Origin of the sequence: Massilia alkalitolerans DSM 17462, assembly GCF_000427785.1 — a bacterium.
Taxonomy (GTDB): Bacteria; Pseudomonadota; Gammaproteobacteria; order Burkholderiales; family Burkholderiaceae_D; genus Telluria; species Telluria alkalitolerans.
In genome coordinates this window covers 81,555-107,699 of sequence record NZ_ATYR01000021.1, presented here as the reverse complement: position 1 = coordinate 107,699, position 26,145 = coordinate 81,555, and the positions used below count along the sequence as shown (strand labels likewise).

Here is a 26,145-nt window from a genome sequence, read left to right as displayed (position 1 = left end):
TTTCGATCCACACTTCCTCCCCACGCTCGGTCACCCTCACGCAGTTGTGCTTCACTTCGCTCACTGTGGTCAGCTCACGGCGGGACTTTCACCCACAAGAGTGCGCTCATGCTGAGCGCACAACAAAAAAGCGGACCGAAGTCCGCTTTCTGATGACACCGCGTTAAGAATTAACGCTTGTCGATCCCCGGCACATCACGCACCGGCGAACCCACGAACAGCTGACGCGGACGACCGATCTTCTGCTCCGGATCGGCGATCATTTCGTTCCACTGGGCGATCCAGCCGATGGTACGGGCCATCGCGAAGATACCGGTGAACAGCGAGACCGGGATGCCCAGGGCCGACTGCACGATGCCCGAGTAGAAGTCGACGTTCGGGTACAGCTTGCGCGAGACAAAGTATTCGTCGTTCAGCGCAATCTTTTCCAGTTCCATCGCCAGCTTGAACAGCGGGTCGTCCTGCAGGCCCAGTTCGTTCAGCACTTCGTGGCAGGTTTCGCGCATCAGCTTGGCGCGCGGGTCGAAGTTCTTGTAGACGCGGTGACCGAAGCCCATCAGCTTGACGCCCGAGTTCTTGTCCTTGACCTTCTCGATGAAGGCCGGGATGTTCTCGACCGAGCCGATTTCCTTCAGCATGGTCAGTGCGGCTTCGTTGGCGCCGCCGTGCGCCGGGCCCCACAGGCAGGCGATACCGGCAGCGATACAGGCGAACGGGTTGGCGCCCGACGAACCGGCCAGGCGGACGGTCGAGGTCGATGCGTTCTGCTCGTGGTCGGCGTGCAGGATCAGGATGCGGTCCAGGGCGCGCACCAGCACGTCGTTGACCTTGTACTCTTCGCACGGGTTGGCGAACATCATGTGCATGAAGTTCGCGCTGTACGACAGGTCGTTGCGCGGGTACATGAACGGCTGGCCGACCGAGTACTTGTATGCCATCGCGACCAGGGTCGGCAGCTTGGCGATCAGGCGGATGGCCGAGATCTCGCGCTGCTTCGGATCGTTGATGTCGAGCGAGTCGTGGTAGAACGAAGCCAGCGCGCCGACGGTGCCGACCAGGACCGACATCGGGTGCGCGTCGCGACGGAAGCCGCGGAAGAAGAAGTTCATCTGCTCGTGAATCATCGTGTGACGGGTCACGGTGTCGTCGAACTTGGCCTTCTGTTCGGCGTTCGGCAGTTCGCCGTTCAGCAGCAGGTAGCAGGTTTCCAGGAAGTCGCAGTTGACGGCCAGCTGCTCGATCGGGTAACCGCGGTACAGCAGTTCGCCCTTGTCACCGTCGATGTAGGTGATGCTCGAGTTGCACGAGGCAGTCGACATGAAGCCAGGGTCGTAGGTGAACTTGCCGGTCTGGCCGTACAGCTTGCGGATGTCGATGACGTCCGGGCCGATGGTGCCTTTGTAGATCGGCATGTCGACCGACGGGCTGCCGTCGGAGAACGACAGGGTGGCTTTGGTATCAGAGATATTCATGGCACTTCCTTCTTGTGGGAGTGGATCTAAAAACAGTTACGAATTCTGGCTGTAGGTCTCGAACTACGCCTGCCGCAGGCGCGCCAGCAAGGCGCGCACGTGCGGCTGGTCGACCTCGCCTTCAGGCTCGGTCCGGCCCAGCAGCAGGTCCATCAGCGGGTTGTCCGCCAGGTCCAGCAAGCGGGTCAGCGCATCGACGTCCTCGTCGCTCAATTCTTCTTCATGCGCATCCAGGAAGCGCGTGAGGATCAAATCGTTTTCGAGCAGGCCGCGGCGGGCACGCCAGCGCAGGCGGGCACGATTGGCGGGGTCGGATTGATGCGTTTTCACTAGAGTCCGTTGTTGGGTCAACATCATACTCCGCATGCCGATATTAGGCAGTACGGTACTTTTACTGTATTTGCGGCATCTTTATCGGGGGATGCCGCAATTTGTCGCAATATGCATGCGACGCTTGAACGCGCGGTCGGCGAAGCCGACCACCCTACGAGAATCGTGCTACCCGTAGGGTGGGCGGGTTTCCCGCCCACGCGTTCAAATCACATCTGAACAGACGCGACTTAAATCGCGCGGCGCACCAGCAGTTCCTTGATCTTGCCGATCGCCTTGTTCGGATTCAGGCCCTTCGGGCACACGTCCGTGCAATTCATGATCGAGTGGCAGCGGAACAGGCGGTACGGGTCTTCCAGGTTGTCCAGGCGCTCGTTGGTGGCTTCGTCGCGCGAATCGGCGATGAAGCGGTAGGCCTGCAGCAGGCCGGCCGGGCCGACGAACTTGTCCGGGTTCCACCAGAACGACGGGCACGAGGTCGAGCAGCAGGCGCACAGAATGCACTCGTACAGGCCGTCGAGCTCTTCGCGCTCTTCCGGCGACTGCAGGCGCTCTTTCTCCGGCTTGATCGAGTCGTTGATCAGGTAGGGCTTGATCGAGTGGTACTGCTTGAAGAAGTTGGTCATGTCGACGATCAGGTCGCGCACCACCGGCAGGCCCGGCAGAGGACGCAGCACGATCGGCTGGGTCAGCTCGTTCAGGTTGGTGGTGCAGGCCAGGCCGTTCTTGCCGTTGATGTTCATTGCGTCCGAACCGCACACGCCTTCGCGGCAGGAGCGGCGCAGGGCCAGCGAGTCATCGACGTCGGACTTGATGCGCTGCAGGACGTCGAGCAGCATCTTGTCGGTGTCTTGCAGCTCGACGGTGACGTCTTGCATGTAAGGCTTCGAATCCTTGTCCGGATCGTAGCGGTAGATCTTCAGTTGGACGGTGCGTGCCATGTTTTTACCTGTCTTATCGGGCCGCGATCTAAAACGCGGCCCTTCGAAAAATTAGAAAGTACGGGCCTTCGGCTTGAAGGTGTCGACGGTCAGCGGCTTCTGCACCACCGGCTTGTATTCCAGGCGGTTGCCTTCCGAGAAGAACAGGGTGTGCTTCATCCAGTTCTCGTCGTCGCGGTTCGGGAAGTCGCTGTGGGCGTGGGCGCCGCGCGATTCCGGACGGGCAGCTGCCGACACGATGGTTGCCTTGGCGGTCTCGATCAGGTTGTCGAGTTCCAGCGCTTCCACGCGGGCGGTGTTGAACACCTTCGACTTGTCCTTGAACGAGACGTGCTTGCGGCGCTCGTCGAGCTTCATGATTTCCTTGACGCCGGTCTCCAGCAGTTCCTGGGTGCGGAACACGCCGCAGTACTTCTGCATGGTGGCGCGGATGTCGTTGGCGACGTGCTGGACCTTCTCGCCGCCGGTCGAGGTCTCGAGGCGGTTCAGGCGGTCCATGCCGAAGTCGGCGGCGTCCTTCGGCAGCGGCTTGTTGACCTTCTGCTTCAGGTTCGATGCGACAACGTGGTTGCCGGCCGCGCGGCCGAACACCACCAGGTCGAGCAGCGAGTTGGTGCCGAGGCGGTTGGCGCCGTGGACCGAGACGCAGGCGCACTCGCCGATCGCGTACAGGCCGTTGACGATCTTCTGGCCACCGGTGCCGTCAGGTGCGACGACCTGGCCGTGGATGTTGGTCGGGATGCCGCCCATCTGGTAGTGGATGGTCGGGACGACCGGGATCGGTTCCTTGGTGGCGTCGACGTTGGCGAACTTGTGGCCGATTTCCAGGATCGACGGCAGGCGCTTCTCGATGGTGTCCTTGCCGATGTGGCGCAGGTCCAGCAGCACGTGGTCCTTGTTCGGACCGCAGCCGCGACCTTCCTTGATCTCCTGGTCCATCGAACGCGAGACGAAGTCGCGCGGCGCCAGGTCCTTCAGGGTCGGCGCGTAGCGCTCCATGAAGCGTTCGCCGTTCGAGTTGATCAGGATACCGCCCTCGCCGCGCACGCCCTCGGTGATGAGGACGCCCGCGCCGGACACGCCGGTCGGGTGGAACTGCCAGAACTCCATGTCCTGCAGCGGCAGGCCGGCGCGCGCCGCCATGCCCATGCCGTCGCCGGTGTTGATGAAGGCGTTGGTCGATGCGGCGAAGATGCGGCCTGCGCCGCCGGTGGCGAAGATGGTGGTCTTCGCTTCCAGGATCATCACGTCGCCGGTTTCCATTTCCAGGGCCAGCACGCCGAGCACGTCGCCGTCGGCGTCGCGGATCAGGTCGAGGGCCATCCACTCGACGAAGAAGTGGGTGCGGGCACGGACGTTACGCTGGTACAGGGTATGCAGCAGCGCGTGGCCGGTACGGTCGGCTGCGGCGCAGGCGCGCTGGACCGGCTTCTCGCCGAAGTTCGCGGTGTGGCCGCCGAACGGACGCTGGTAGATGGTGCCGTCCGGGTTGCGGTCGAAAGGCATGCCGAAGTGTTCGAGTTCGTACACGACCTTCGGGGCTTCGCGACACATGAATTCGATCGCGTCCTGGTCGCCCAGGTAATCGCCACCCTTGACGGTGTCGAACATGTGCCAGTACCAGTCGTCTTCGCTCATGTTGCCCAGCGAAGCACCGATGCCGCCCTGGGCAGCCACGGTGTGCGAACGGGTCGGGAACACTTTCGACAGCACCGCGACGTTCAGGCCGGCTTCGGCCAGTTGCAGCGATGCGCGCATGCCGGAACCACCGGCGCCAACGATGACCGCGTCAAAGCGGCGGGTAGGGATTGCAGTTTTGATTGCTGCCACGATTACACACTCCAGAGAATTTGCACGGTCCAGGCGGCGCAGGCGAGCAGCCAGAAGATCGTCGCCAGCATCAGGAACAGGCGCAGGCCTGCCGACTTCACATAGTCCATCCAGATGTCACGGATGCCGACCCAGGCGTGGTAGAACAGGCCCAGGAAGGTCACCAGGGCGAACAGCTTGAACCACTGGCGGGCGAACAGGCCGGCCCAGCCTTCATACGTGAAATTCTGGCCGGTGAGGAAAGCGACCAGCAGAACGACCGTGAACACGGCCATGACGATGGCGGTGACGCGCTGCGCCAGCCAGTCCTTGACGCCGTAGTGGGCGCCGACGACGAGACGGCGCGGTCCGATATTATTCTTGTTTGCCATGATTAAAACACTCCGAACAGTTTCAGGGCGACCAGCGCGGTCAGCACCAGGCTGATGATCAGCACCCAGCGGGCGGTCTTCTGTGCAGCATCCTTGTCCAGGGCCAGGTGGTTATCCATGAACAGGTGGCGCACGCCGGCGACGAAGTGGTGCAGGTAAGCCCAGGACAGGCCCAGAATGATGATTTTCGCGAACGGATTGCTCACGACGCCACGGAAGTGCTCGAACGAGATTTCCGACATCAGGCTTTCCTGCAGCAGGTACAGCAGGAACGGCAGGAACAGGAACAGACCGGCGCCGCTGACGCGGTGCAGGATCGACACGATGGCCGATGGCGGCATGCGATATTTACCTGTGATATCACCAATGCCAACGTTGCGGAACTCCGGCCGCCCTTTTTTTGCAGCTTCTCTCACGGCTTCGGACATGAAACACCTCCCTCTATGACGACAGTTTTTTAATGAACCCTTCATTTTCGCCGATTTTGTGACGGGGTACCAAGCATCCAGGGGTGGAAAACCGGGGCATCCCTGCGGCGAACCGGGCACTGTTCGTCGCGTACGCAAAACCAACTTATTTTAATCGCTTGGAGCGATCGCTGCAGAGGGCCGCTTGGTCCGCCACAGTTGGCGCCTATTCTGCGGCGCCCCCACGGTCATCTCTTATGACAACTCGTTCTGATAATGGTGGCGGGCGGTCGAATAAATTCCGCGCCGCAACTCCACCGGCTTGTCTCCATAACTGAACGACACCCGATCCGCGCACAGCAGCGGCGTGCCTTCCGGCACTTTCAGGTGCTCCGCGGCGGCCGCATCCGCCGCCACCGCGCGGATCTTCTCGGTCGCCCGGATCATGCGGGTGCCGAATTCGGACTCGAACAGTCCGTACATCGGCCCCTTGTATTCCATCAGGCGCTCCGCCGTCAGGCCCTTGAACAGCTGGCCCGGCAGCCACAGCTCTTCCAGGATGGTCGGCACCCCGTCGAAGGACTGCACGCGCTTGATGTAGACCACGGCGTCGCCCGACTTCAGCTCGAGCAGGCGCGCGACCTCGGCCGTGGCGCGGATGCGCAGCACGGCGATGAAGCGGCTCTCGGGATGGTGGGGAACGCCCTCGTCGGGCATCAGGCGCAGGAAGCGGAAGTGGGCGCGCTCCTCGGCATGGGTCGCCACGAAGGTGCCCTTGCCCTGGCGGCGCACCACCAGGTTCTCGGCCGCCAGCTCGTCGATGGCCTTGCGCACCGTGCCCTGGCTGACCTTGAAGCGCCCCGCCAGCTCGACTTCGCTCGGCATCAGCTCGCCCGGCTTCCACTCGCCCGACTGCAGGCTTTGCGTGATCAGGGCCTTGATCTGCTGGTACAACGGGCGGAACGACGGCGATGCGTCGGTACCGCTTGCATCGCTGCTGTTGGGCGAAAGGGGGTTCATAGACCACGATTTCACCACAAAACAACCCCCTACGTCCAGTATATGACTCCCAAGACATGTGTCTTATATAAGACATATGATATGAATTGACAGATAGAACAGTCGAGGCATAAACTCGTGGCCGGCCTGGACCTCCGCGCCTGTCTTCGACCATGCGCGCGATATCCAATTGACACGGTGCGCTTTTGGTATCATTGCAGTTTCCCCAAACTCGCACCCTCGGCTCGACCGTTTTCATTCCCTTTTTGGAGATTCATCATGGCTAAAACCCCAATGCGCGTCGCCGTTACCGGCGCGGCCGGCCAGATCGGCTATTCCCTGCTGTTCCGCATCGCCAACGGCGACATGCTGGGCAAGGACCAGCCGGTCATCCTGCAGCTGCTCGAGATCGACAACGAGAAGGCACAGAAGGCGCTCAAGGGCGTCATGATGGAAATCGACGACTGCGCATTCCCGCTGCTGGCCGGCATGACCGCCCACGCCGACCCGATGACCGCCTTCAAGGATGCCGACGTGGCCCTGCTGGTCGGCGCGCGTCCGCGCGGCCCGGGCATGGAGCGCAAGGACCTGCTGGAAGCCAACGCCCAGATCTTCACCGTGCAGGGCAAGGCCCTGGACGCCGTCGCTTCGCGTGACGTGAAAGTGCTGGTGGTCGGCAACCCGGCCAACACCAACGCCTACATCGCCATGAAGTCGGCCCCGAACCTGCCGGCCAAGAACTTCACCGCCATGCTGCGCCTGGACCACAACCGCGCCCTGTCGCAGGTTGCCGCCAAGCTGAACAAGCCGGTCGGCTCGATCGAGAAGATGGTCGTGTGGGGCAACCACTCGCCGACCATGTACGCCGACTACCGCTTCGCCACCGCTGACGGCGCATCGGTCAAGGAAGCGATCAACGACGACGTCTGGAACCGCGACACCTTCCTGCCGACCGTCGGCAAGCGCGGCGCCGCCATCATCGACGCCCGCGGCGCATCGTCGGCTGCCTCGGCCGCCAACGCAGCGATCGACCACGTGCGCGACTGGGTGCTGGGCACCAATGGCAAGTGGACCACCATGGGCATCCCGTCGGACGGTTCGTACGGCATTCCGGAAGGCACCATGTTCGGCTTCCCGGTGACCACCGAAAACGGCGAATACAAGATCGTCCAGGGCCTGGACATCGACGCCTTCTCGCAGGAACGCATCAACCTGACGCTGAAAGAGCTCGAAGAAGAGAAAGCCGGCGTCGCTCACCTGCTCGCCTAAGCAACAAACCCGGCGTGGCCATCCGGCCGCGCCAAACGTGCCATGCCGGCCCGCCGGCATGGCCGAATCGTTTCAAGACATACCATGCATCCTTCCGAGGTTTTATTCCAGGGCAAACGCCAGCCGCTCCTCCTCCCCGCCTGCGACCACTACGCCGGCTCGGAGAAGCTGATGCGCAAATCGATGGCCCTGCAACAAGAGCTTGGGCCGGTCTTCGACATCACCTTCGACTGCGAAGATGGCGCCGTCGCGGGTAGCGAAGCGGCGCACGCCACGCTGGTGGCGAGCCTTGTCAACAGCAGCGACAACCGTTTCAACCGCATCGGCGTGCGCCTGCACGACACCGGCAGCGCGCACTTCGCGAACGACGTCGCCACCATCGTCGGCAGCAGCGCCGAGCGCCTCGCCTACGTGGTGCTGCCCAAGGTCGAAAGCGCCGACGAGGTAATCCGCGCCATCGACCTGATCAACGAACATGCCGTCAAGGCCGGCCGCAACGATCTTCCCGTACACGTGCTGATCGAGACCCATTGCGCCCTGCGCGAAGCCTACGACATCGCCGCCCTGCCCCAGGTCGAATGCCTGTCCTTCGGCATCATGGACTTCGTCTCGGCCCACTACGGCGCGGTGCCGGCCAGCGCCATGCGCACGCCCGGCCAGTTCACGCACCCGCTGGTGGTGCGCGCCAAGCTGGAGATGGTGGCGGCCTGCCATGCGCACGGCAAGGTGGCCTCGCACAATGTCACCACCGATATCAAGGACAGCGCCGTGGTCGCCAACGACGCCCAGCGCGCCGGCGCCGAATTCGGCTTCACCCGGATGTGGAGCATCCACCCGGACCAGATCAAGCCGATCCTGAAGGCCTTCACCCCGCGCCTGTCGGAAGTGAACGAAGCCACCAATATCTTGACCGAGGCCATGGCGGCGCAATGGGGGCCGATCGCGCAACACGGCCGCTTGCACGACCGCGCGAGCTACCGATATTATTGGACCGTGTTGCAGCGCGCAAAACTGGCTGGCCTGGCGCTGCCGGAAGCCGCTGCGGCAATCGTCAACCTCACGGATTCCAACTAATGGCCACCCTTCTCTCCCGCATCCTTGCCGCCGGCGCATTCGCGTTCGCGGCCGCCGGCATCTGCACCAGCGCAGCCGCCGCCCCCGAAAAACACCCGAAGGCCGAAAAGGTCCTGAAGGCCAAGGCGAAGGCCAAGCCGGCGTCGAAAGCTAAAAAAGCCGCGGTCGGCGCCGCAGCGGCCGGCGCTGCCGCCGCCGTCGCTGCCCCGGTCTATGGCGCCGATGTCATCGACGAACCGGACATCACCGACACGGTCGTCACCGACTATGCTTGCGAACTCGGCAACAAGATCACGATCTACACGAACGCGACGGACAATGCGCACATCGCCCTGCGCTGGAAGAAGCGCCTGCACCGCCTGAGCCGCGTGGGCACCACCACCGGCGCCCAGCGCTTCGAGAACCCGCACTGGGGCCTGATCTGGATCGGCATCCCGGCCAAGGGCATGCTGCTGGATTCGAAGCTGAACCGCCAGCTGGCCAACGAATGCAAGAACGCCGAGCAGGCGGCGCCGGTAGTCGCGACGCTGCCTGCCGAAAAGAATGGCTGATCCGCGGCTGAACCCCGTCGGATCACCTGTATAGCAGTACCGGAATAACAACATATCCCCACTGAAGGAGAGATTATGTCTCGCAACACCCTGAACACGCTGAAGGAATTCCCGGTCGGCGCCGGCCAGAACGGCCAGTACTACTCGCTGCCGGCACTGGGCGAAGCCCTCGGTGTGAACCTGTCGCGCCTGCCGGTGTCGATCCGTATCGTCCTCGAGTCCGTCCTGCGTAACTGCGACGGCAAGAAGGTCACCGAAGAGCACATCAAGCAGCTGGCCAACTGGGGCCCGACCGCCGAGCGCACCGAAGAAATCCCCTTCGTCGTGGCCCGCGTCGTGCTGCAGGACTTCACCGGCGTGCCGCTGCTGGCCGACCTGGCCGCGATGCGCAACGTCGCCGCCAAGACCGGCGCCGATCCGAAGAAGATCGAGCCGCTGGTGCCGGTCGACCTGGTAGTCGACCACTCGGTCACCATCGACCACTTCCGCGAGCCGGGCGCGCTGGACCTGAACATGAAGCTGGAATTCCAGCGCAACAACGAGCGCTACCAGTTCATGAAGTGGGGCATGCAGGCCTTCGATACCTTCGGCGTCGTGCCGCCGGGCTTCGGCATCGTCCACCAGGTCAACCTGGAATACCTGGCGCGCGGCGTCATGAAGCAAGGCGACGTGTTCTACCCGGACACCCTGGTGGGCACCGACTCGCACACCACCATGATCAACGGCGTCGGCGTGGTCGGCTGGGGCGTGGGCGGCATCGAAGCCGAGGCAGGCATGCTGGGCCAGCCGGTCTACTTCCTGACCCCGGACGTCATCGGCGTCAACCTGACCGGCAAGCTGCGCGAAGGCTGCACCGCGACCGACCTGGTGCTGACCATCACCGAACTGCTGCGTAAAGAGAAGGTCGTCGGCAAGTTCGTCGAGTTCTTCGGCGCCGGCACCCGCTCGCTGTCGACCACCGACCGCGCCACCATCGCCAACATGGCCCCGGAATACGGCGCGACCATGGGCTTCTTCCCGGTGGACGAAGCGACCGTCGACTACTTCCGCGGCACCGGCCGTACCGAAGAAGAACTGGCCGCCTTCGAAGGCTACTTCAAGGCCCAGGGCATGTTCGGCGTCCCGCAAGCCGGCGAGATCGACTACACCCGCGTGGTGGAACTGGACCTGTCGACCGTCACCCCGTCGCTGGCCGGCCCGAAGCGCCCGCAAGACCGTATCGAACTGGGTCACGTGAAGAACACCTTCACCGAACTGTTCAGCAAGCCGACCACCCAGAACGGCTTCAACAAGTCGCCGGACGAGCTGCACAAGGTCTACGAGACCACCAACGGCGTGCGCGTGAAGAACGGCGACGTCCTGATCGCCGCGATCACCTCGTGCACCAACACCTCGAACCCGAGCGTGCTGCTGGCTGCCGGCCTGCTGGCCAAGAAGGCGGTCGAGCGCGGACTGACCGTGGCGCCGCACATCAAGTCCTCGCTGGCCCCTGGCTCGCGCGTGGTCACCGAGTACCTGACCGCTGCCGGCCTGCTGCCTTACCTGGACAAGCTGGGCTTTGGCGTGACCGCCTACGGCTGCACCACCTGCATCGGTAACGCCGGCGACCTGACCCCGGAACTGAACGCCGCGATCGTCGAGAACGACATCGTCGCCTCGGCCGTCCTGTCGGGCAACCGCAACTTCGAAGCACGTATCCACCCGAACATCCGTTCGAACTTCCTGGCCTCGCCGCCGCTGGTCGTCGCCTACGCCATCGCCGGCAACATGACCCGCGACCTGATGAGCGAGCCGCTGGGCAAGGACCAGAACGGCGTCGACGTCTACCTGGGCGACGTGTGGCCGACTTCGCAGGAAGTGGGCGAACTGATGCGCTTCGCGATGAACTCGGAAGTCTTCCGCAAGAACTACGCCGACGTGAAGGGCAACCCGGGCGAACTGTGGCAGCGCGTGTCGTCGACCGAAGGCCAGGTCTACAACTGGCCTGAGTCGACCTACATCGCCGAGCCGCCGTTCTTCAGCGACTTCGAGATGACTCCGAAGGCAGCCGCCACCGGCATCCAGGGCGCGCGCGCACTGGGCGTGTTCGGCGACTCGATCACCACCGACCACATCTCCCCGGCCGGTTCGATCAAGGAAGACGGCCCGGCAGGCAAGTGGCTGAAGGACCATGGCGTCCTGAAGGCGGACTTCAACTCCTACGGCTCGCGCCGCGGCAACCACGAGATCATGATGCGCGGCACCTTCGCCAACGTGCGTATCAAGAACAAGATGATCCCGGCCAAGCCAGACGGTTCGGCGGTCGAAGGCGGCATCACCATCCACCAGCCGTCGGGCGAACAGCTGTCGATCTACGACGCAGCGATGAAGTACATCGCCGAAGGCACCCCGACCATGATCTTCGGCGGCGAAGAGTACGGTACCGGCTCGTCGCGCGACTGGGCAGCCAAGGGCACCCAGCTGCTGGGCGTGAAGGCCGTGATCTGCCGTTCGTTCGAGCGCATCCACCGCTCGAACCTGGTGGGCATGGGCGTGCTGCCGCTGCAGTTCATCGGCAACGACAGCGTTGAAAGCCTGGGCATCACCGGCAAGGAAACCTACGACCTGAAGGGCCTGGAAGGCGAGATCAAGCCGCAACAACTGGCGACCCTGGTGATCCACCGCGAAGGCGGCGAATCGCAGGAAGTGCAAGTGCTGCTGCGTATCGACACCCCGATCGAAGTCGACTACTACAAGCATGGCGGCATCCTGCCGTTCGTGCTGCGCCAGCTGCTGGCTGCGTAATTGGCGGGGCCCGCGCCAGCGGGCTGCCGACAAGTAAAAAGGCCGGAGCCTGCGAGGGTTCCGGCCTTTTGTTTTTCTGCCGTGGAGCCGATCGCCGCACCGTAGGCAAATGACTACAGCCCGACAAGCCTTCCGCGATTGTGCACTGCACCATATCGGCCTATCGTGGCTGGACCAGTACACAATCAGGAGGGCCATATGATCGACAATCTTCACGACATCCAGAAACTGCACTACGAGGGGAGAAATGCTTCGGTGCATACATTCGACAAGTATGAACTTGGCCTGGGGGAGCACTATCCAGCTATTTCCGTTTTCACGGAAACCTTGCCCCAGGGGCTGATCAGCGATGAGATCTGATCGCTCCCAGGAACGACGGATAGGGGCTGTCGGCATCCCCGCCGCTAGCCGGTATGGATCGTGGGGCGAAGCCTGAAAAGTGTGAAAGCTTGATGCTCGTGATCCCACGATGGCCTCGGTCTCGCAAGCAAAAAAGGCCGCAAGCTGCACGGGTTCCGGCCTTTTGTCCGTCAAAAGCGGTTCACGTTTACAATGCTGAACCGAATTTTTTCGCAGTCAATATGCTGAACCCCATCGTTTTTCATTCGAGCAAGGCTTTCCCTGGCAAGATCGCCACTGTCGCCCTCTTCGTCTTGTGCTTGCTCTGCGCCAGCGCGAGCGCGCAGCCGCAGCCGGTGCGCGTCGGCCTCGATGCCGAATTCGGGCTGGATAACAGCACCTCGGCCCAGGCCGTCGAGCTGGGCATGCGCACCGCCATCGCCGAGATCAACCGCGCCGGCGGCGTATTGAAAGGCAGGCCGATCGAGCTGGTCACGAAGGATCACCGCTCGATCCCGGCCCGCGGCATCCGCAATATCGAGGAATTCGCCCGCATGCCCGACCTGGTCGCCGTGTTCGGCGGCCGCTTCAGTCCCGTCATCATCGAAGAACTGCCAACCCTGAAAGCGACCAAGACCCTGTTCATGGCGACATGGTCCTCGGCCGACGGGATCATCGACAACGGCATGAAGCCGAATTACGTGTACCGCCTGTCGCTGCGCGACAGCCTGGCCATGCCCAAGCTGCTGCAGACGGCCCACAAGCGCGGTTTGCGCAAGGTCGGTCTGCTGCTGACCAACACCTCCTGGGGACGGAGCAACCTGGCTGCCGCCGAAAAGTTTGCCGAAGCAAACAAGGACATCGCAATCGTGCAGACCGCCTGGTACAACTGGCGCGACCAGACCCTGGTGGCCAAGTACAACGCGCTGCGCAGTGCCGGCGCCCAAGTGGTCGTGCTGGTCGCCAACGACGACGAAGCGGCCGTGCTGGTGCGCGAAGTGGCCGCGCTGCCGAAGGCCGAGCGCGTGCCGATCCTGAGCCACTGGGGCGTCACCGGCGGCGAGTTCGTGCGGCAGGCCGGGCCTGCCCTGAACCACGTCGACTTTTCCGTGGTCCAGACCTTTTCCTTCTTCAAGGCCGACCCGATCCAGCTCGAGCGCTTCATGCGCAACGTCGCCACCGTCTCGAAGGTGCGCAGGATCGAGGACATCCAGGGACCGGTGGGCGTGGCCCACGCCTACGACCTGATGCACATCCTGGCCAAGGCGATCGACCAGGCCGGCAGCACCGACAGGAAAGCCGTGCGCGACGCCCTGGAGAAGCTGCGCACCCACCGCGGCCTGGTGAAGACCTACGCTCCGCCGTTCACCCCGACCCGCCATGAGGCGCTGGGCGCGCGCGAACTCCTGATCGCACGCTACCGTGCGGATGGCGTGATCGTGCCGACCGACGACTGATGATGGCGCTGTGGTCGACGTCCCGCACTGCGAGCCTGACGCAGCGTTTTGCCCTCGCCTCCGCGATCCTGGCCGGCGTGGCCGTGCTGCTGGTGGCGGCAGCCTCGTTCTGGCTGGTCAATCGCCAGCATGATGCCGCGGTGGCGCTGCTGCAGCAGCGCGAAGCGGCCTTCAACGCCAGGAGCGTCGGCAATACCCTCAGGACCCTGGTCACGCGCATGGGCGAAGTGGCGGACAGCCCCATCCTGGCGACCGGCCTGGTCGACAGCGCGGGCAAGGAAACCTACCTGGCGCCCTTCCTCGGCGGCCTGCGCCAGATCGCGGGCATCCCGGTCCAGGTCATGTTCACCGATTTCGAAGGCAAGGCGGTGGCCGGCAATGGCCTCGAGCGCTTCGACCAGGAGCAGCTGGCCTGGCTGCGCGACCGCATCGACCGCGGCGTGGACCAGGCGGCCATCTTCGTGCAGCCGCAAGGCGCGGAGCTGGTCGGCGTCAGCCTGCTGCGCTACTCGCGCACCAATACCCCCGAGGGCGCCCTGGTCTACAAGGTCAGGATGCAGGACCTGCACCCGAACCCCGCGTCGACCCTGACCTGGAAGGGCCAGGCCGCGGCGGCGCCGGCGGAGCACATCCTGGAGATGCCGGTGACGGTGCCGGCCCAGCTTGCGCACCTGGGACTGATGCTGCGCGTGGACGCGTCCGGGCTCGACGACATCCTGGAGGAGCCCTCGTCCCAGTATGGCCTGATCGGCTCGATCGCCGCGCTGATCGCCCTCGGGGTGTTTCTGCTGGGCTCGCGCTTGTCCCTCGGCCTGACCCAGGACCTGCGCAAGCTCGAGCGCTTCGCCGGCAGGTTCGGCGAAGAAGGCATCACCGAGCACCGCGCCGAACTGGCCGGCAGCAGCGAAACGGTCACCCTGGCGCGCTCGATCAACCAGATGCTCGACCGCCTCCATGAACAGCAGGAGCACCTGCAGCAGGAGCACCGGCGCAAGGACGAGTTCCTGGCCATGCTGGCGCACGAACTGCGCAATCCGCTCGCGCCGATCAGCAGCGCCGCCCAGCTCCTGCGCATGCTGTTCGCGGGCGAACCCCGGGTCAGGCAGGCGAGCGAAGTCATTTCCCGCCAGGTCACGCACATGACCCACCTGGTCGACGACCTGCTGGACGTGTCGCGCGTCACGCGTGGCCTGGCCACGATCGACAAGACCGAGGTGGAACTGGGCGAGGTGCTGCGCGAAGCGGTCGAGCAGGTCACCCCTGTGATCAACGCCCGCGGGCACCGCCTGACGCTGGACGGTTCACCCCACCCGCTGCTGGTCAGCGGCGACCGCACGCGCCTGATCCAGGTCGCGGCCAACCTGCTCAGCAACGCCGCCAAATACACGCCGGAGGGCGGCCAGCTGCGCGTCTCGCTGCGCCGGCACGAGGGGAGCGCGGTCTTCGAGGTGCAGGACAACGGGATCGGCATCGGTCCGGAGCTGCTGCCGGTCGTGTTCGACCTGTTCACCCAGGGCCAGCGCACGCCCGACCGTGCGCAGGGCGGGCTCGGCCTGGGCCTGGCGCTGGTGAAGAAGCTGGTCGAGCTGCACGGCGGCGCGGTCGAAGCCCGCAGCGGCGGCGCCGACCAGGGCAGCACCTTCATCGTTCGCCTGCCGCTGCTTCCGACCTATCATGGCGCAGCCAGCGCGACCGCCACCGCCATTGCTGCGGGCTCGGCCACCGGGCAGCCTCGCCGCATCCTGGTGGTGGACGACAACGCCGACGCCGCCAACACCCTCGCCCTTCTGCTCCAGAGCGCCGGCCACGTGGTCACGACCGAGCACTCGGCACGGGCGGGACTGGCGGCGGCCGGGCGCGAGGACTTCGACGTCATCCTGCTCGACATCGGCTTGCCGGACATGAGCGGGCACGAGCTCGCCAAGGCCCTGCGGCAGCAGCCGCGCAGCGCCGGGGCTCTGCTCGTCGCCGTCAGCGGCTACGGCCAGGAACAGGATCGCCGCATGTCGCTGCAGGCCGGCTTCGCTGCCCACCTGGTCAAGCCCGTCGTGGCGGAAGAACTGCTCGCAACCATCGCCGGCGCCAGGGGGATGCCGACGGCGCACCCATCGTCGAAATAAAAGGCCGAAACCCGAAAAGGCGGATCCTGAAAAGGTTCCGCCTTTTGTTTTTTGCCGTGCCGGTATCGCCCCATCGCCCCGCAAGGACCGCCAGGCAAAGCCTGAGCGGTGCGCGAGGCAATGGCAAGGAAATCGTACTAGCCTGTCGCCGTCATGAACCACCGGGAGAGTCCCATGAACGAGCGAAAGCTGATTGGCGTGAGCTTCTGCATCACGTATGTCGTGTTGACCGCCGCCTGCTTTGCCCTTGTGCGGTTTGGCGTCGTCACGAACTGCTACGCGCAACCCCCTGTACCGGCTCGGCTGCTGGGTCGCGCGCATCGACGAAGAAGCACTGGCAAGCGAAGAAGCCTCACGCCCGCGCCCCCATCCTGAGCTCGAGAAGAACTGCGAGCGGCGCGCTGAAGAAATTTATTGAAACAAGCGTTCTGTACGTCCACGCACCGAGGGAGTGGGCGATCAGGAGGATGATGGCTTATCGGGAAAGCAGACAGCACGCAGGTCTGCCCCCTCATTCCAAGCGGAGGCCAACATGCTCTATACCATTGCGATCATACTTCTCGTTCTGTGGGTGCTCGGCATGGTTACTTCGGTAGCCGGCGGACTGATTCACCTTCTTCTCGTCGCCGCCGCCGTCGTCATCCTGATTCGCCTGTTCACCGGCAGAAAAGTGCTCTGACGGGTGACATCGTGAGATGACTAAGCGCCTAACAAAACCCCGAGGGCAAGGCGCATCGTCGAAGACAGTACGCTAGTACGGCGAGACGATGCAACGCAGCCATCGAGGGAATTGTTAGGCGCGCTAAGCCGGAATCCTTGTGGGTTCCGGCCATCCCTACATCTCCGCCCACATCCTGAGCAGGTTGTGATAGTGCCCCGTGATGCCCACCACGGCCTCGCTCTCGCCATGCGCCGCCCGCAGCTTCTGGATGTTGGTGTCCAGCTCGAACAGCATGGCCCGTTTCGTGTCGTCGCGCACCATGCTCTGGGTCCAGAGGAAGGACGCCACCCGCTCCCCGCGCGTCACCGGCAGCACCTGGTGCACGCTCCCTGACGGATACACGATGGCGTCGCCTGCCGGCAGCTTCACTTCATGCGTGCCGTAGGCATCGACCACCACCAGCTCGCCGCCCTCGTAATCGTCCGGGTCGCTTAAGAAAACAGTGGTCGACACGTCCGCCCGCAGCGGCGGCAAGCCGCCGCGCTGGGGGCGGATTGCCCCGTCCACGTGCAGGCCGTAGTGCTCTCCCCCGCCGTAGGCGTTGAAGTAAGGCGCCAGGATCCGCAAGGGCAGCACGCTCGAGAAGAACAGCGGATTGTTCATGAGCGCCTGGCTCACCGTCTGCCCCAGCTCCACCGCCAATGGCGATCCTTCCTTGAGCTGGCGGTTGCGCTTGACCTGGGCGCCCTGCGAGCCGACGCTTTCCCGTCCGTCCACCCATTCCGGCGCTCCCTCCATGCGGGCACGGATCGCAGCGACCTGCTCGCGCGTGAGTACGCCCGGGATGTGCAGCATCATGATGTGAGTCCTCGTAAAAGAAAAAAGCCCTCCCGATCATATCAGGAGGGCGAAGTCCGGTTGCCCGGCGGGGGTGGTACCCGATATCAGAACTTGAGGTTGGCCGTCAGGGCCGCCGAGCGGCCCGGGCCCACGCCGGCGTAGTGCGGCGACGAGACGCGGTCGAAGTACAGCTTGTCCGTCAGGTTCTGGATGTTCAGCTGGAAGGATACGTTCGGGTTCAGCACGTAGGTCGCCATCGCGTCGAAGCGGGTATAGCTCGGCGAATACTTGGTGTTGTTGACGTTGGCGAACTGGCGGTCCACGAAGTTGGCGCCGCCGCCGATCGTCAGGACGCGGCTCACCGCATAGGTGGTCCACAGCGAGGCGCTGTGCTTCGGCGTGGTCGGGAAGGCGTTGCCGTTGAACGGCGACGGAGTCCAGACCGGGTTCGCGGTCGTGCCGGTGTTGGCGAAGCCGTTGTCGGCAACGATGCCGTCCAGGTAGGTGTAGCCGCCGAACACGGTCCAGGCGTTGGTGATGCGGCCCGACAGGCCGAACTCGACGCCCTTCATCTCCTTGCGGCCCACGTTCTGGCTGGTGCCGTCCGGTGCGGTGACGCGGGCATTGTCCATGTCGTTCTTGAACACCGCGGCGCTCAGCGACAGGCGGCCGCCCGGCAGCACTTCCCACTTGGTGCCCAGCTCGATGCTGCGGCTGGTCTGCGGCTGCAGGTTCTGGACCGCCACGCTCAGGGCATCGAGGCCGTCGCCGCCATCATTGCCCGGCGGGGTGGCCGAGGTCGCCCACGACAGGTAGATGCTGCCGTTCGCCTTCGGCTTGTACACCAGGCCGGCCTGGTAGGTATCGAAGCTCGACTCGACGCGGGCACGGGTGGCCGCGCCGCCGGCGGCAGCGGGCGAGGTATGGAGGGAGCTCGAGAAGTCGTCCCAGCGCGCGCCCAGGTTCAGCAGCCACTGCGGGCTGAACTCGATGGTGTCGAAGCCGTACACGGCGCGGGTGCGGGTCACGACGTCGGTCCTGGCCGGCGACACGCTGCGGGTGGTCAGCCACGGGTCATAGGGGTTCGGGTTGACCAGGGTGGTGCAGTTGTACAGGGTGGCGGCGCCTGCGGTCGGGCAGTTGAAGTTGCCAGTGAGCGGGTTGTTGGTGCCAGGGGTGAACACGTAAGTGCCGCGGTCGGTGTTCTCGCGCGAGAACTCGACGCCGACGTTGAAGCTGTGCTTGATACCGGCGGTGGCGAAGTTGCCAGTCAGGCTGGTCGCGTTGGCCAGGGTCCGGGTGTCGACCAGGCGGGTGTTGGCGCGGCGCCAGACGGTGCCGTAGCGGACGGTGTTGCCCTTCGAGTCGTCCGGCTGGGTGTAGACGTAGTCCTGGCCGGTCTTGCCCCAGCGGGTGACGTTGCGGATCGCGAGGTTCGGACTGAATTCGTGGCGCAGGTCGACGGTGGCGACGTCGGTCTCGGTGTCGCGGAAATCGCGGTTCTTCAGGCCGTAGAAGGCTTCGCGATCGACCGTGAACGGAGTGCCGCCGCCGTTCCTGGCGACGTCCGGGCCGCTGCTGACCGGGTTGTTGAACGGGATGCCGGTATCCGGGATCTCGCTGCTATGCATGTGGTAGTAGCTCAGGATCGCGCGGGTCGGGCCGTTCAGGCCGAAGGTGACGGTGGGCGCGATACCCCAACGCTCGCCGCCCACGACGTCGCGGCCGGCGACGTCGTTGTTGTGGACCATGGCGTTCAGGCGGAAGCCCGTGTTCTCGCCGATGACGCGGTTGATGTCGGCGGTGGCGCGGCCGTACTTGTCGCTGCCCAGGCCCACGGTGGCGTTGCTGAAGTTGCTGTCCTTGGCGGTCTTGGTGACGATGTTGATGCCGCCGCCGGCCGAGGAACGGCCGCCCAGCGCCGAGTTCGGACCCTTGACCACTTCGACCTGCTCGATCGCGAAGATCTCGCGCGACTGCGAACCGGAATCGCGCACGCCGTCGATGTAGGTGTCGGTCTGGGCGTTGTAGCCGCGGATGAACAGGTTGTCGCCCACCGGGTTGCCGCCTTCGGAAGCGCCGATGGTGATGCCCGGGACGGTGCGCAGCGCGTCGGTAAGCGACACGGCGCCGGTCTGCGAAATGGTTTCAGAAGTCACGACGGTGACCGACTTCGGGGTGTCGAGCAACGGCGCGGTGAACTTGTCCGAGCTCGATTTTACCGGGCCCTGCACGGCGCGGTCGTGGCCCGCATTGACGACCACCTTGGGCAGGCTGGCGCCCTCAAGCAGTTCGGGCGCTTCTTCCACACCCGTGGCATGCGCCAGCGGCATGGCCAGCGTGGCCAGCACAGCCATTGCGGAGGCCGACATGAGGGGAGCGGAAGGACGGGAGTGTTTCTTGCTCTTGATATAAGTCATTTTATTCTTGGGGTCAGAGAAAGGCGCCGGGCCTAAAGCAAACGTTAATGAGAACGATTCGCATTATCCTTTCTATTTAGGCTTTTTGCAAGCAGCGCCTTTCCTCTTCCGAAGGAGGCCTTGTGTTCATGGCATGTGGCCGAATCAACTACAATACCGGAGATATGGGTTTATCATGACCTTGACCATTATTTGAAAAGAGAGACCCCTAGCGCCATGCGTCGTCCTTCCAAAGATTCAACCCCTAAACTCTCCGCCGAAAGCCAGCGTCTCGTCAGCATTGCGCAAGCCATCATGCAGGCCGCCAGCCGCGTTGAAGAACGGACCTGGGAGCACCAACTGGACACGCAACTGCAGAAGCTGCTCAAGACCAACCACCAGGACAGCATCGATGCCGCGCTGAACGCCCTGTTCAAGGACGATCTCGCCTCCTACGACGTGCTGATGGATGCGGTCGAGGCCGTGAGCGAATCGGCCAGCATGGTCGAGCAGCAGGACGGCGGCGACGTCACCTGGCAGGCCCTGCTGGTGGCCGCGCCGGTGCTCGCCTGGACCCGCTTCAACATCGCCTCGGGCAACATCCCGGCCGAGATGCTGAGCACGCTGCAGGCGCACTTCTCGGCCCACCTGCTGGCCGAAGGCACCCGCATCGCGATGGCGCCCACGCTGTACTCGATCGACCAGCTGCCGCGCACCCATGCCGAAACCTATGCGCTGACGCACAAGCTGGCGGCCGCCGCGCACAAGGGCGGCACGGTCAAGCCGGCCGCGCGCGTGGAAGAAACCGCGCCCTTCCTGGCCGACACCCGCTACCTGCTGGTGGCGATCGTTGCACCGCAGGGCGCGCCGATGTTCCGCTGGCAGGAGCCGCAGCACCATATCGGTTTCGCCGAGGAGCGCAACCGCGCGCTGGAACAATGGCGCACCCAGGGCACGGCCAACATCGCGCGCCTGCTGCCGGGCTGCGGCGTCGAGCTGCTGCTGCCGGAAGCCTATTACGTGGCCTGCCGCGAAGCCGACAAGCTGATCCGCCCGATCTCGATCCGCGCCGCCGTCCACTACCTGACCCACACGCTGGGCGTGGAGCCTTCGGACCTGCGCGCCGTGGTCGCCGGCTTCGGCGAGGAGTCGGCCGACATCCAGATCGACGAATACCGCGTCTCCTTCACCATGCGCCAGGACAGCGACGTCATGTACGGCATCGTCTGGCCACTGTATGGCCAGGAAGACGAGAACGGTACCCCGATGGAAGGCCCGTTCGCCACCGGCCCTGCCCCGCTGACCCCGATCAACGAGATCGTGGCCCACCTGAACGAGGCCGGCATCGCCCACATCAAGCGCATCAACGAGCGCTACCCCGCCGAATACTGCGACGACTGCGGCGGTCCGCTGTTCGCCGACCCGACGGGCGAGCTGGTGCATGCCGAGATGCCGGAGGATACGCCGCCGGGGAGCGAGCACTTCCACTAAGCCGGTTCGTGTGCTCTTCATGGGGGCGGCGCCGCCGCCCCCATGCTGCTGAACAATAAACATACGGAGACTTCCCCGATGCCGCGCCCCGCCGTCCGCCTCGCCCTCGCCACCCTCGCCCTCGCCACCGCCAGCCTCGCCCTCGCCGCCCCGGCGACATCCCCGCAGCAAGCGCGCAGCACCAGCATCAAGTCCACATTCAACTACCTCAGCTTCCTGCCGAAGTCGTATTCGAGCAAAGGAGAAAAAGTCCCGTTGATCGTCTTCCTGCACGGTTCCGGCGAGCGCGGTACCGACCTGAACAAGGTAAAAGCCTGGGGCCCGCCGGCCATCGTCGAGAAGGACCCGGACTTTCCCTTCATGGTCGTCTCGCCCCAGGTGGCGGAAGGCGAATGGTGGGATTCCTACCGTCTGAAGTCGATGCTCGACGACGTCCTCAAGCGCTACAACGTCGACCCCAAGCGGGTCTACCTGACCGGCATCAGCATGGGCGGCTACGGCGCCTGGGATTTTGCCTCGCGCTATCCGGACTACTTCGCCGCTGTGGCCCCGATTTGCGGCGGCGGCATCCCGCGCCTGGCCGGGCGGCTGAAGGACATTCCGGTCTGGGCCTTCCACGGCCTGAAGGACGACGCGGTGCCGGAGCAGGAATCGGCGCGCATGGTAGAGGCGCTCAAGGCCCAGGGCGGCAAGGTGAAGTACACGGTGCTGCCGGAAGCCGGCCACATCGAGGCATGGGTGCATGCCTACGGCGAGGCCGGGTTGTTCGACTGGTTCGCGCAGCAGCGCCGCCAGTGAGTCCGACATGGGGAAAATGATGCCGCGATTTTCCAGGGCCTCGGCCGCCTGCTTCGGCCTCGTCCTGCTTGGCGCATGCGCTTCCCGGCAGGCGGCACCCTTACCGGAACATGGCTTGGCACAAGGCCGGCCCCAGGTAGAGGGATGCCCTTATATTTCGGTGCCAAAAGACAGTCTGGTCATCAAGGGAAATCATCACCTGCCCGACGCGGTGTACTGGCCCAGGTCTCTGGAAAAAACCTACACCGGATGCGTGTACTTCTGGCAGGGCCGTCGCGCCTCTATTCAATCGCCCGTTTTAGACAGGGAAGCCTGGTTGATGGCGTGATTCAAGATATCGTGGACTCCGTTTTCGACGATTCAGACCTGCCGCCCATGGTCTACTGCAAAGCCCAGGACCACCCTCCCGAGTCGGGAGATTGCGCCCGCTTCAGCGAAGGATGGCGTTCCTGGCTAGAAAATTTTTCAGCCTTCACCAACCGAAGCAACTGATCCATCGATGCCATGCCGCCCGCGCCGGACTTGCAGCGCGCTCGCCGCATCAACGCGGCAGGCTGGCGATGACCTTGCTGGCGAAGTCGGCCGGGTTGCCGGCATGCCAGCGCCACACGATCACCAGGTCGTGGTCGGGCGACACGACGATGGTATTGCTGCCCGCGCCCAGTGCGGCATAAGCATTCGCCGGCAGGCCCGGCAGGTTCTTGCCCTTGGTATTCAGCCACCACAGGTAGCCGTAATCCGGACCATGCGCGCTTGGCGTGAGCGCTTCCTTCACGTAGGACGCCGGCAGCACCTGCTTGCCCTGCCACTCGCCGCCGCGCAGCCACAGGTAGCCGAAGCGCGCCATGTCCCAGGAATTGATCCACATGCCGCCGCCCCAGCGCGTACCGCCGCTGACGGACGCTACCTGCTTGCCGTTCAGTTCGACATAGCTGTTATGGTAGGGCACCCACTTCCAGCTGTTGGAGGCGCCGATCGGGTCCATCACCTGCTGCTTGAACACCTGCGGCACCGACTGATCGAACACGCGCAGCAGCGACAAGGCGAAGCGGTTGATGCGCACGTCGTTGTACTCGTAAAAGCTGCCCGGGGCCTGCAGGGCGCGCGCCTTGCGCTCGCCGGCGCCAAAGGCATCCTTGCCGACAAAGTCGGCGTTCTTGCCCCACAGGCTGCCCTCCCACTCGGTTTCCTGCTGCAGGTGCTGCTTCCAGGTGACCTGCGCATTGCGGCCCGAGGCATAGCCGCCGTCGACCACGCGCTTGCCCACGGTTTCGTCGACCGCGATGCGTCCGTCGCGCACGGCGACGCCGGCAACCGTTGCCAGCATGCTCTTGGCCACCGAATAGGTCGGGTCCACAAACTGCGTGTCGCCGAACTCGGCCACCACATAGCCCTTGTAGATCACCAGCCCGTTGGTGCGGGCGCGCTCGGTCGGCATCGAGCCGAGGCGGGTCCCGAAAGTGGCTTCCTGGTCCGAGAAATCCACCGCGCGGGTGGTCTCGCGCGATTGCGCGAACTGCACGGCGGCGGCCAGGGCCTTGGCGTCGATGCCGAGTTCGGCGGGCGACTTGCGGGACCACTCGCCGGCGGGCGGGAAATACGTCGAGGATGCAGGGGTGCTGGCCGTTGCGGCGCAACCGGCGAGCGTCGGCAGCAGCGTGGCCAGGCCCAGCGCCAGTAGGCCGCGGCGTGAAAGCTGAATCATGAATCGGTCCACTGAGAATATGGAAAACGGATCAGGCTGGAGTTGTAGTAGCGCTTGTCGCCGCTGACCTCCTGGCCGATCCAGTCGGGCCTGTCGAACACCGTGTCCTCGGAGGGCAGCTCGATCTCGGCCACCACCAGGCCGGCGTTCTCGCCCAGGAATTCGTCGACTTCCCAGGTGAAGCCGGCGTGCTCGATGCGGCGCCGGTATTTTTCGACGAGCGGGCGCTCGCACAGGGTGTCGAGCAGCTCCTGCGCCTCAGGCAGGGGAATCGGATATTCCCACTCGCCGCGGCGCACGCCGCTGCCCTTGCTCTTGATGGTGAGTGCTCCTTTCTCGCCCTCGATGCGCACGCGCACCGTGCGCTCCGGGTCGGAGCACAGGTAGCCCTGGCGCAGCAGCACGGGCTCCCCGAGCTGGCGCCAGCCATCGCCGCTGAGCAGGAACTTGCGTTCGATCTCGACGCCCATGGCCTGCCTTCAGTCCAGCGTCTGCAGGATCGGCGTCAGAATCGCCGCGCCCAGCGCCGCACTGCGCGCGCCGTTCCAGCCGGTGTGCGGATCCGGCAGGTTGGCGTTGTCCTTGAAGGGCATTTCCAGGGTCAGCGACAGGCACTTGAAGGTGTGGCCGATGTATTTCGACGCCAGGGTCAGCAGTTCTTCGTTGTACTTGCTGGCCGCGTAGCCGTAGACGTTCTGGAAGTCCGGGCTGGCCGCCATGTAGCGCCCGATGAAGGCATTCTGCTCGTCCAGGCGCTCCGGGGTGAAGTCGGACAGCATCTCGCTGCCCGCCACGAAGTTGTACGGCAGCGCCTCGTCGCCGTGGATGTCGAAGAACATGTCGACGCCTGTTTCGTGGATCTTGTTCTTCACGCACAGCACTTCCGGGCTGCGCTCCAGCGAAGGCGTCATCCATTCGCGATTGAGGTTGGCGCCGGCCGCATTGGTGCGCAGGTTGCCGCGTACCGAGCCGTCCGGGTTCATGTTCGGCACGATATAGAACACGGCGCGCTGCAGGAGCTTGCGCGACACCGGGTTGGCGTTGTCCAGCAGCGCATCCATCATGCCTTCCACGAACCATTCGGCCATGGTCTCGCCCGGATGCTGGCGCGCAATCACCCAGATCTTCTTTTCCGCCTGCGGGTTGCCGATCACGACCAGGTTCATGTCGCGGCCGTCGATCGTGGTGCCGATGTCGTGCACCCGCGCGATCGGGTTCTCGGCCACTTCGCCCAGCAGGCGCAGGTGGCGCTCCCAGGTGTAGGGCTCGAAGTAGGCGTAGTAGATGCTGTCGAGTTCCGGCGTGTGGTTGATCGTCATCACCTGGCCATCGAAACTGGTCGGCACGCGGAACCAGTTCTCGGTGTCGTAGCTGGCGGCGACCTGGTAGTCCTCGAAGCCCTTCGGGTAGGTAGCCTGGCCGGCGTTCAGGAAGCGGATCGCGCAGGCCTGGCCGCGCGCGCCCTGCAGGCGGAAGTGGAACCACTGGTGGATGTCGGCGTGCGAATCCGCGCGCAGGTTCAGGTCGATTGCCTTGGGGCCGTCGGCGCGCACGACCTCGATGGCGCCGGAGTCGAAGGCCTGGCTGATTTTGATGGGCATGGCGAATCCTTCTTTGTCGGTTCAAGAGAAACGCATGATACTGCACAGATGCGTGCAGGAATGCGTGCAGCGATGCGCCACGTGAGGCGAGCGGACGAGGCCCGGCGCTGCCGTGCCCTGCCCGGCTGCGCCGGTGGTCTACCGTAGCGCGATTACTGCGCGTCCAGGTCGATCAGGTCCTTGCTGTACATCAGCATGATCTGGCGCATCAGTTCGACATTGCTGCGGTCCAGCACCACGGTCAGGTCTTCCTTGGCGTTCGACGCGAAGTTCATGCGCAGCGTGCCGGGCAATTCCTTGCACTGCACGAACTCGGCGCGCGGAGTGTAGGGATGGTCCCAGTCCTGCTGGCTCACCGGCGCGCAGGGCGGCGGCGGCACCAGGTTCGGGTCACGATTGACCGGCAGGTGCTTGAGCAGCCAGAACACGATGCTTGCCGGCACATAGAGCTGGACGTCGCTGGCGCCCTTGCAGGCAAATTTGACCAGCAACAGGTTGCCGACGCGATCGCAGGACATGGCCATGCTCTTGACTTGACGAATTACCGCAGGTTTCACGACGATATTCCTAGGGAAAAGGTTGAAAAAGGCGCAGCGATTCTACCGCATCCCATTGCCGTGTCACAAACAAAACGGGGAGCTCGCGCTCCCCGTGTCGGTTCTGCCACTGGCTTCTGCTACGCAGAAGCTGTGACTTCGTACGAGCC

General features: G+C 64.3%; 24 protein-coding genes. 11 read left to right on the top strand and 13 right to left on the bottom strand.

The genetic code is table 11. The features are described from left to right. Nucleotides 1–170: 170 nt before the first annotated feature. The 7 genes from gltA to YWC_RS0118915 all read right to left on the bottom strand — a co-directional run bounded on the left by gltA (nt 171) and on the right by YWC_RS0118915 (nt 6,371). Nucleotides 171–1,472, bottom strand: coding sequence for a citrate synthase (gltA, locus tag YWC_RS0118945; protein WP_027866797.1), 1,302 nt, complete (start codon nt 1,470–1,472; stop codon nt 171–173). A gap of 63 nt (nt 1,473–1,535) precedes the next feature. Further along, nucleotides 1,536–1,838: an FAD assembly factor SdhE gene (locus YWC_RS0118940; protein ID WP_371846429.1), complete on the bottom strand. Its 303-nt coding sequence runs from the start codon at nt 1,836–1,838 to the stop codon at nt 1,536–1,538. A gap of 194 nt (nt 1,839–2,032) precedes the next feature. Then, a complete protein-coding gene (locus YWC_RS0118935; RefSeq protein ID WP_027866795.1) occupies nt 2,033–2,743 on the bottom strand; it encodes a succinate dehydrogenase iron-sulfur subunit in 711 nt (236 codons plus the stop codon). A gap of 51 nt (nt 2,744–2,794) precedes the next feature. Then, the gene (gene sdhA, locus YWC_RS0118930) at nt 2,795–4,573 is read right to left on the bottom strand and encodes a succinate dehydrogenase flavoprotein subunit (RefSeq protein ID WP_027866794.1); all 1,779 of its coding nucleotides are present in this window, start codon (nt 4,571–4,573) and stop codon (nt 2,795–2,797) included. A gap of 2 nt (nt 4,574–4,575) precedes the next feature. Continuing rightward, a complete protein-coding gene (sdhD, locus tag YWC_RS0118925) occupies nt 4,576–4,944 on the bottom strand; it encodes a succinate dehydrogenase, hydrophobic membrane anchor protein (protein ID WP_027866793.1) in 369 nt (122 codons plus the stop codon). Nucleotides 4,945–4,946: 2 nt separating this feature from the next. Further along, complete coding sequence (sdhC, locus tag YWC_RS0118920) at nt 4,947–5,360, bottom strand: succinate dehydrogenase, cytochrome b556 subunit (protein ID WP_027866792.1); 414 nt, start codon at nt 5,358–5,360, stop codon at nt 4,947–4,949. A 246-nt stretch (nt 5,361–5,606) separates the two neighbouring features. Next, nucleotides 5,607–6,371, bottom strand: a complete 765-nt coding sequence (locus YWC_RS0118915; protein ID WP_027866791.1) for a GntR family transcriptional regulator — start codon at nt 6,369–6,371, stop codon at nt 5,607–5,609. Between the two features lie 258 nt (nt 6,372–6,629). Between YWC_RS0118915 and YWC_RS0118910 the strand changes: the two genes are divergently transcribed. The 8 genes from YWC_RS0118910 to YWC_RS32925 all read left to right on the top strand — a co-directional run bounded on the left by YWC_RS0118910 (nt 6,630) and on the right by YWC_RS32925 (nt 16,623). Then, complete coding sequence (locus YWC_RS0118910; protein WP_027866790.1) at nt 6,630–7,619, top strand: malate dehydrogenase; 990 nt, start codon at nt 6,630–6,632, stop codon at nt 7,617–7,619. 84 nt (nt 7,620–7,703) lie between these two features. After that, a complete protein-coding gene (locus YWC_RS0118905; RefSeq protein ID WP_027866789.1) occupies nt 7,704–8,693 on the top strand; it encodes an HpcH/HpaI aldolase/citrate lyase family protein in 990 nt (329 codons plus the stop codon). Continuing rightward, entirely contained in the window at nt 8,693–9,244 is a 552-nt protein-coding gene (locus YWC_RS0118900) for a hypothetical protein (protein ID WP_027866788.1), read from the top strand. Before YWC_RS0118905 ends, YWC_RS0118900 begins: the two co-directional genes overlap by 1 nt. Nucleotides 9,245–9,319: 75 nt before the next feature. Beyond that, nucleotides 9,320–12,028, top strand: coding sequence for an aconitate hydratase AcnA (gene acnA, locus YWC_RS0118895; RefSeq protein WP_027866787.1), 2,709 nt, complete (start codon nt 9,320–9,322; stop codon nt 12,026–12,028). A gap of 198 nt (nt 12,029–12,226) precedes the next feature. After that, nucleotides 12,227–12,388, top strand: a complete 162-nt coding sequence (locus tag YWC_RS32930) for a hypothetical protein (RefSeq protein WP_156923797.1) — start codon at nt 12,227–12,229, stop codon at nt 12,386–12,388. A gap of 221 nt (nt 12,389–12,609) precedes the next feature. Next, the gene (locus tag YWC_RS30020; RefSeq protein WP_211238986.1) at nt 12,610–13,824 is read left to right on the top strand and encodes an ABC transporter substrate-binding protein; all 1,215 of its coding nucleotides are present in this window, start codon (nt 12,610–12,612) and stop codon (nt 13,822–13,824) included. Next, nucleotides 13,824–15,944, top strand: coding sequence for a hybrid sensor histidine kinase/response regulator (locus tag YWC_RS31710; RefSeq protein ID WP_051306565.1), 2,121 nt, complete (start codon nt 13,824–13,826; stop codon nt 15,942–15,944). Before YWC_RS30020 ends, YWC_RS31710 begins: the two co-directional genes overlap by 1 nt. A 532-nt stretch (nt 15,945–16,476) precedes the next feature. Further along, on the top strand, nt 16,477–16,623 hold the full coding sequence (locus tag YWC_RS32925; protein WP_156923795.1) for a lmo0937 family membrane protein: 147 nt from the start codon (nt 16,477–16,479) through the stop codon (nt 16,621–16,623). Between the two features lie 156 nt (nt 16,624–16,779). On the opposite strand, the gene YWC_RS0118870 is transcribed toward YWC_RS32925, so the two are convergent. Together YWC_RS0118870 and YWC_RS0118865 are read right to left on the bottom strand one after the other, a co-directional pair. After that, a complete protein-coding gene (locus YWC_RS0118870) occupies nt 16,780–17,463 on the bottom strand; it encodes a Fe2+-dependent dioxygenase (protein WP_027866786.1) in 684 nt (227 codons plus the stop codon). Nucleotides 17,464–17,549: 86 nt separating this feature from the next. Next, nucleotides 17,550–19,817, bottom strand: a complete 2,268-nt coding sequence (locus tag YWC_RS0118865; RefSeq protein ID WP_229413141.1) for a TonB-dependent receptor — start codon at nt 19,815–19,817, stop codon at nt 17,550–17,552. A gap of 264 nt (nt 19,818–20,081) precedes the next feature. Here YWC_RS0118865 and YWC_RS0118860 point away from each other — a divergent pair, with 264 nt between their 5' ends. From YWC_RS0118860 to YWC_RS32920, 3 genes are all read left to right on the top strand, one after another. Continuing rightward, complete coding sequence (locus tag YWC_RS0118860; protein WP_027866784.1) at nt 20,082–21,335, top strand: DUF2863 family protein; 1,254 nt, start codon at nt 20,082–20,084, stop codon at nt 21,333–21,335. 78 nt (nt 21,336–21,413) lie between these two features. Beyond that, nucleotides 21,414–22,133: a carboxylesterase family protein gene (locus tag YWC_RS0118855; RefSeq protein ID WP_084416489.1), complete on the top strand. Its 720-nt coding sequence runs from the start codon at nt 21,414–21,416 to the stop codon at nt 22,131–22,133. A 7-nt stretch (nt 22,134–22,140) separates the two neighbouring features. Beyond that, entirely contained in the window at nt 22,141–22,461 is a 321-nt protein-coding gene (locus YWC_RS32920) for a hypothetical protein (RefSeq protein ID WP_156923793.1), read from the top strand. A 213-nt stretch (nt 22,462–22,674) separates the two neighbouring features. Here YWC_RS32920 and YWC_RS0118850 read toward each other — a convergent pair whose 3' ends face one another. From YWC_RS0118850 to YWC_RS0118835, 4 genes are all read right to left on the bottom strand, one after another. Beyond that, nucleotides 22,675–23,838, bottom strand: coding sequence for a serine hydrolase domain-containing protein (locus YWC_RS0118850; protein ID WP_027866782.1), 1,164 nt, complete (start codon nt 23,836–23,838; stop codon nt 22,675–22,677). After that, entirely contained in the window at nt 23,835–24,308 is a 474-nt protein-coding gene (locus YWC_RS0118845; protein WP_027866781.1) for a CYTH domain-containing protein, read from the bottom strand. Before YWC_RS0118845 ends, YWC_RS0118850 begins: the two co-directional genes overlap by 4 nt. Nucleotides 24,309–24,317: 9 nt before the next feature. Further along, nucleotides 24,318–25,439, bottom strand: coding sequence for a M14 family metallopeptidase (locus YWC_RS0118840; RefSeq protein WP_027866780.1), 1,122 nt, complete (start codon nt 25,437–25,439; stop codon nt 24,318–24,320). Nucleotides 25,440–25,591: 152 nt separating this feature from the next. Next, the gene (locus tag YWC_RS0118835) at nt 25,592–25,957 is read right to left on the bottom strand and encodes a hypothetical protein (RefSeq protein ID WP_051306568.1); all 366 of its coding nucleotides are present in this window, start codon (nt 25,955–25,957) and stop codon (nt 25,592–25,594) included. Nucleotides 25,958–26,145: the final 188 nt, after the last annotated feature.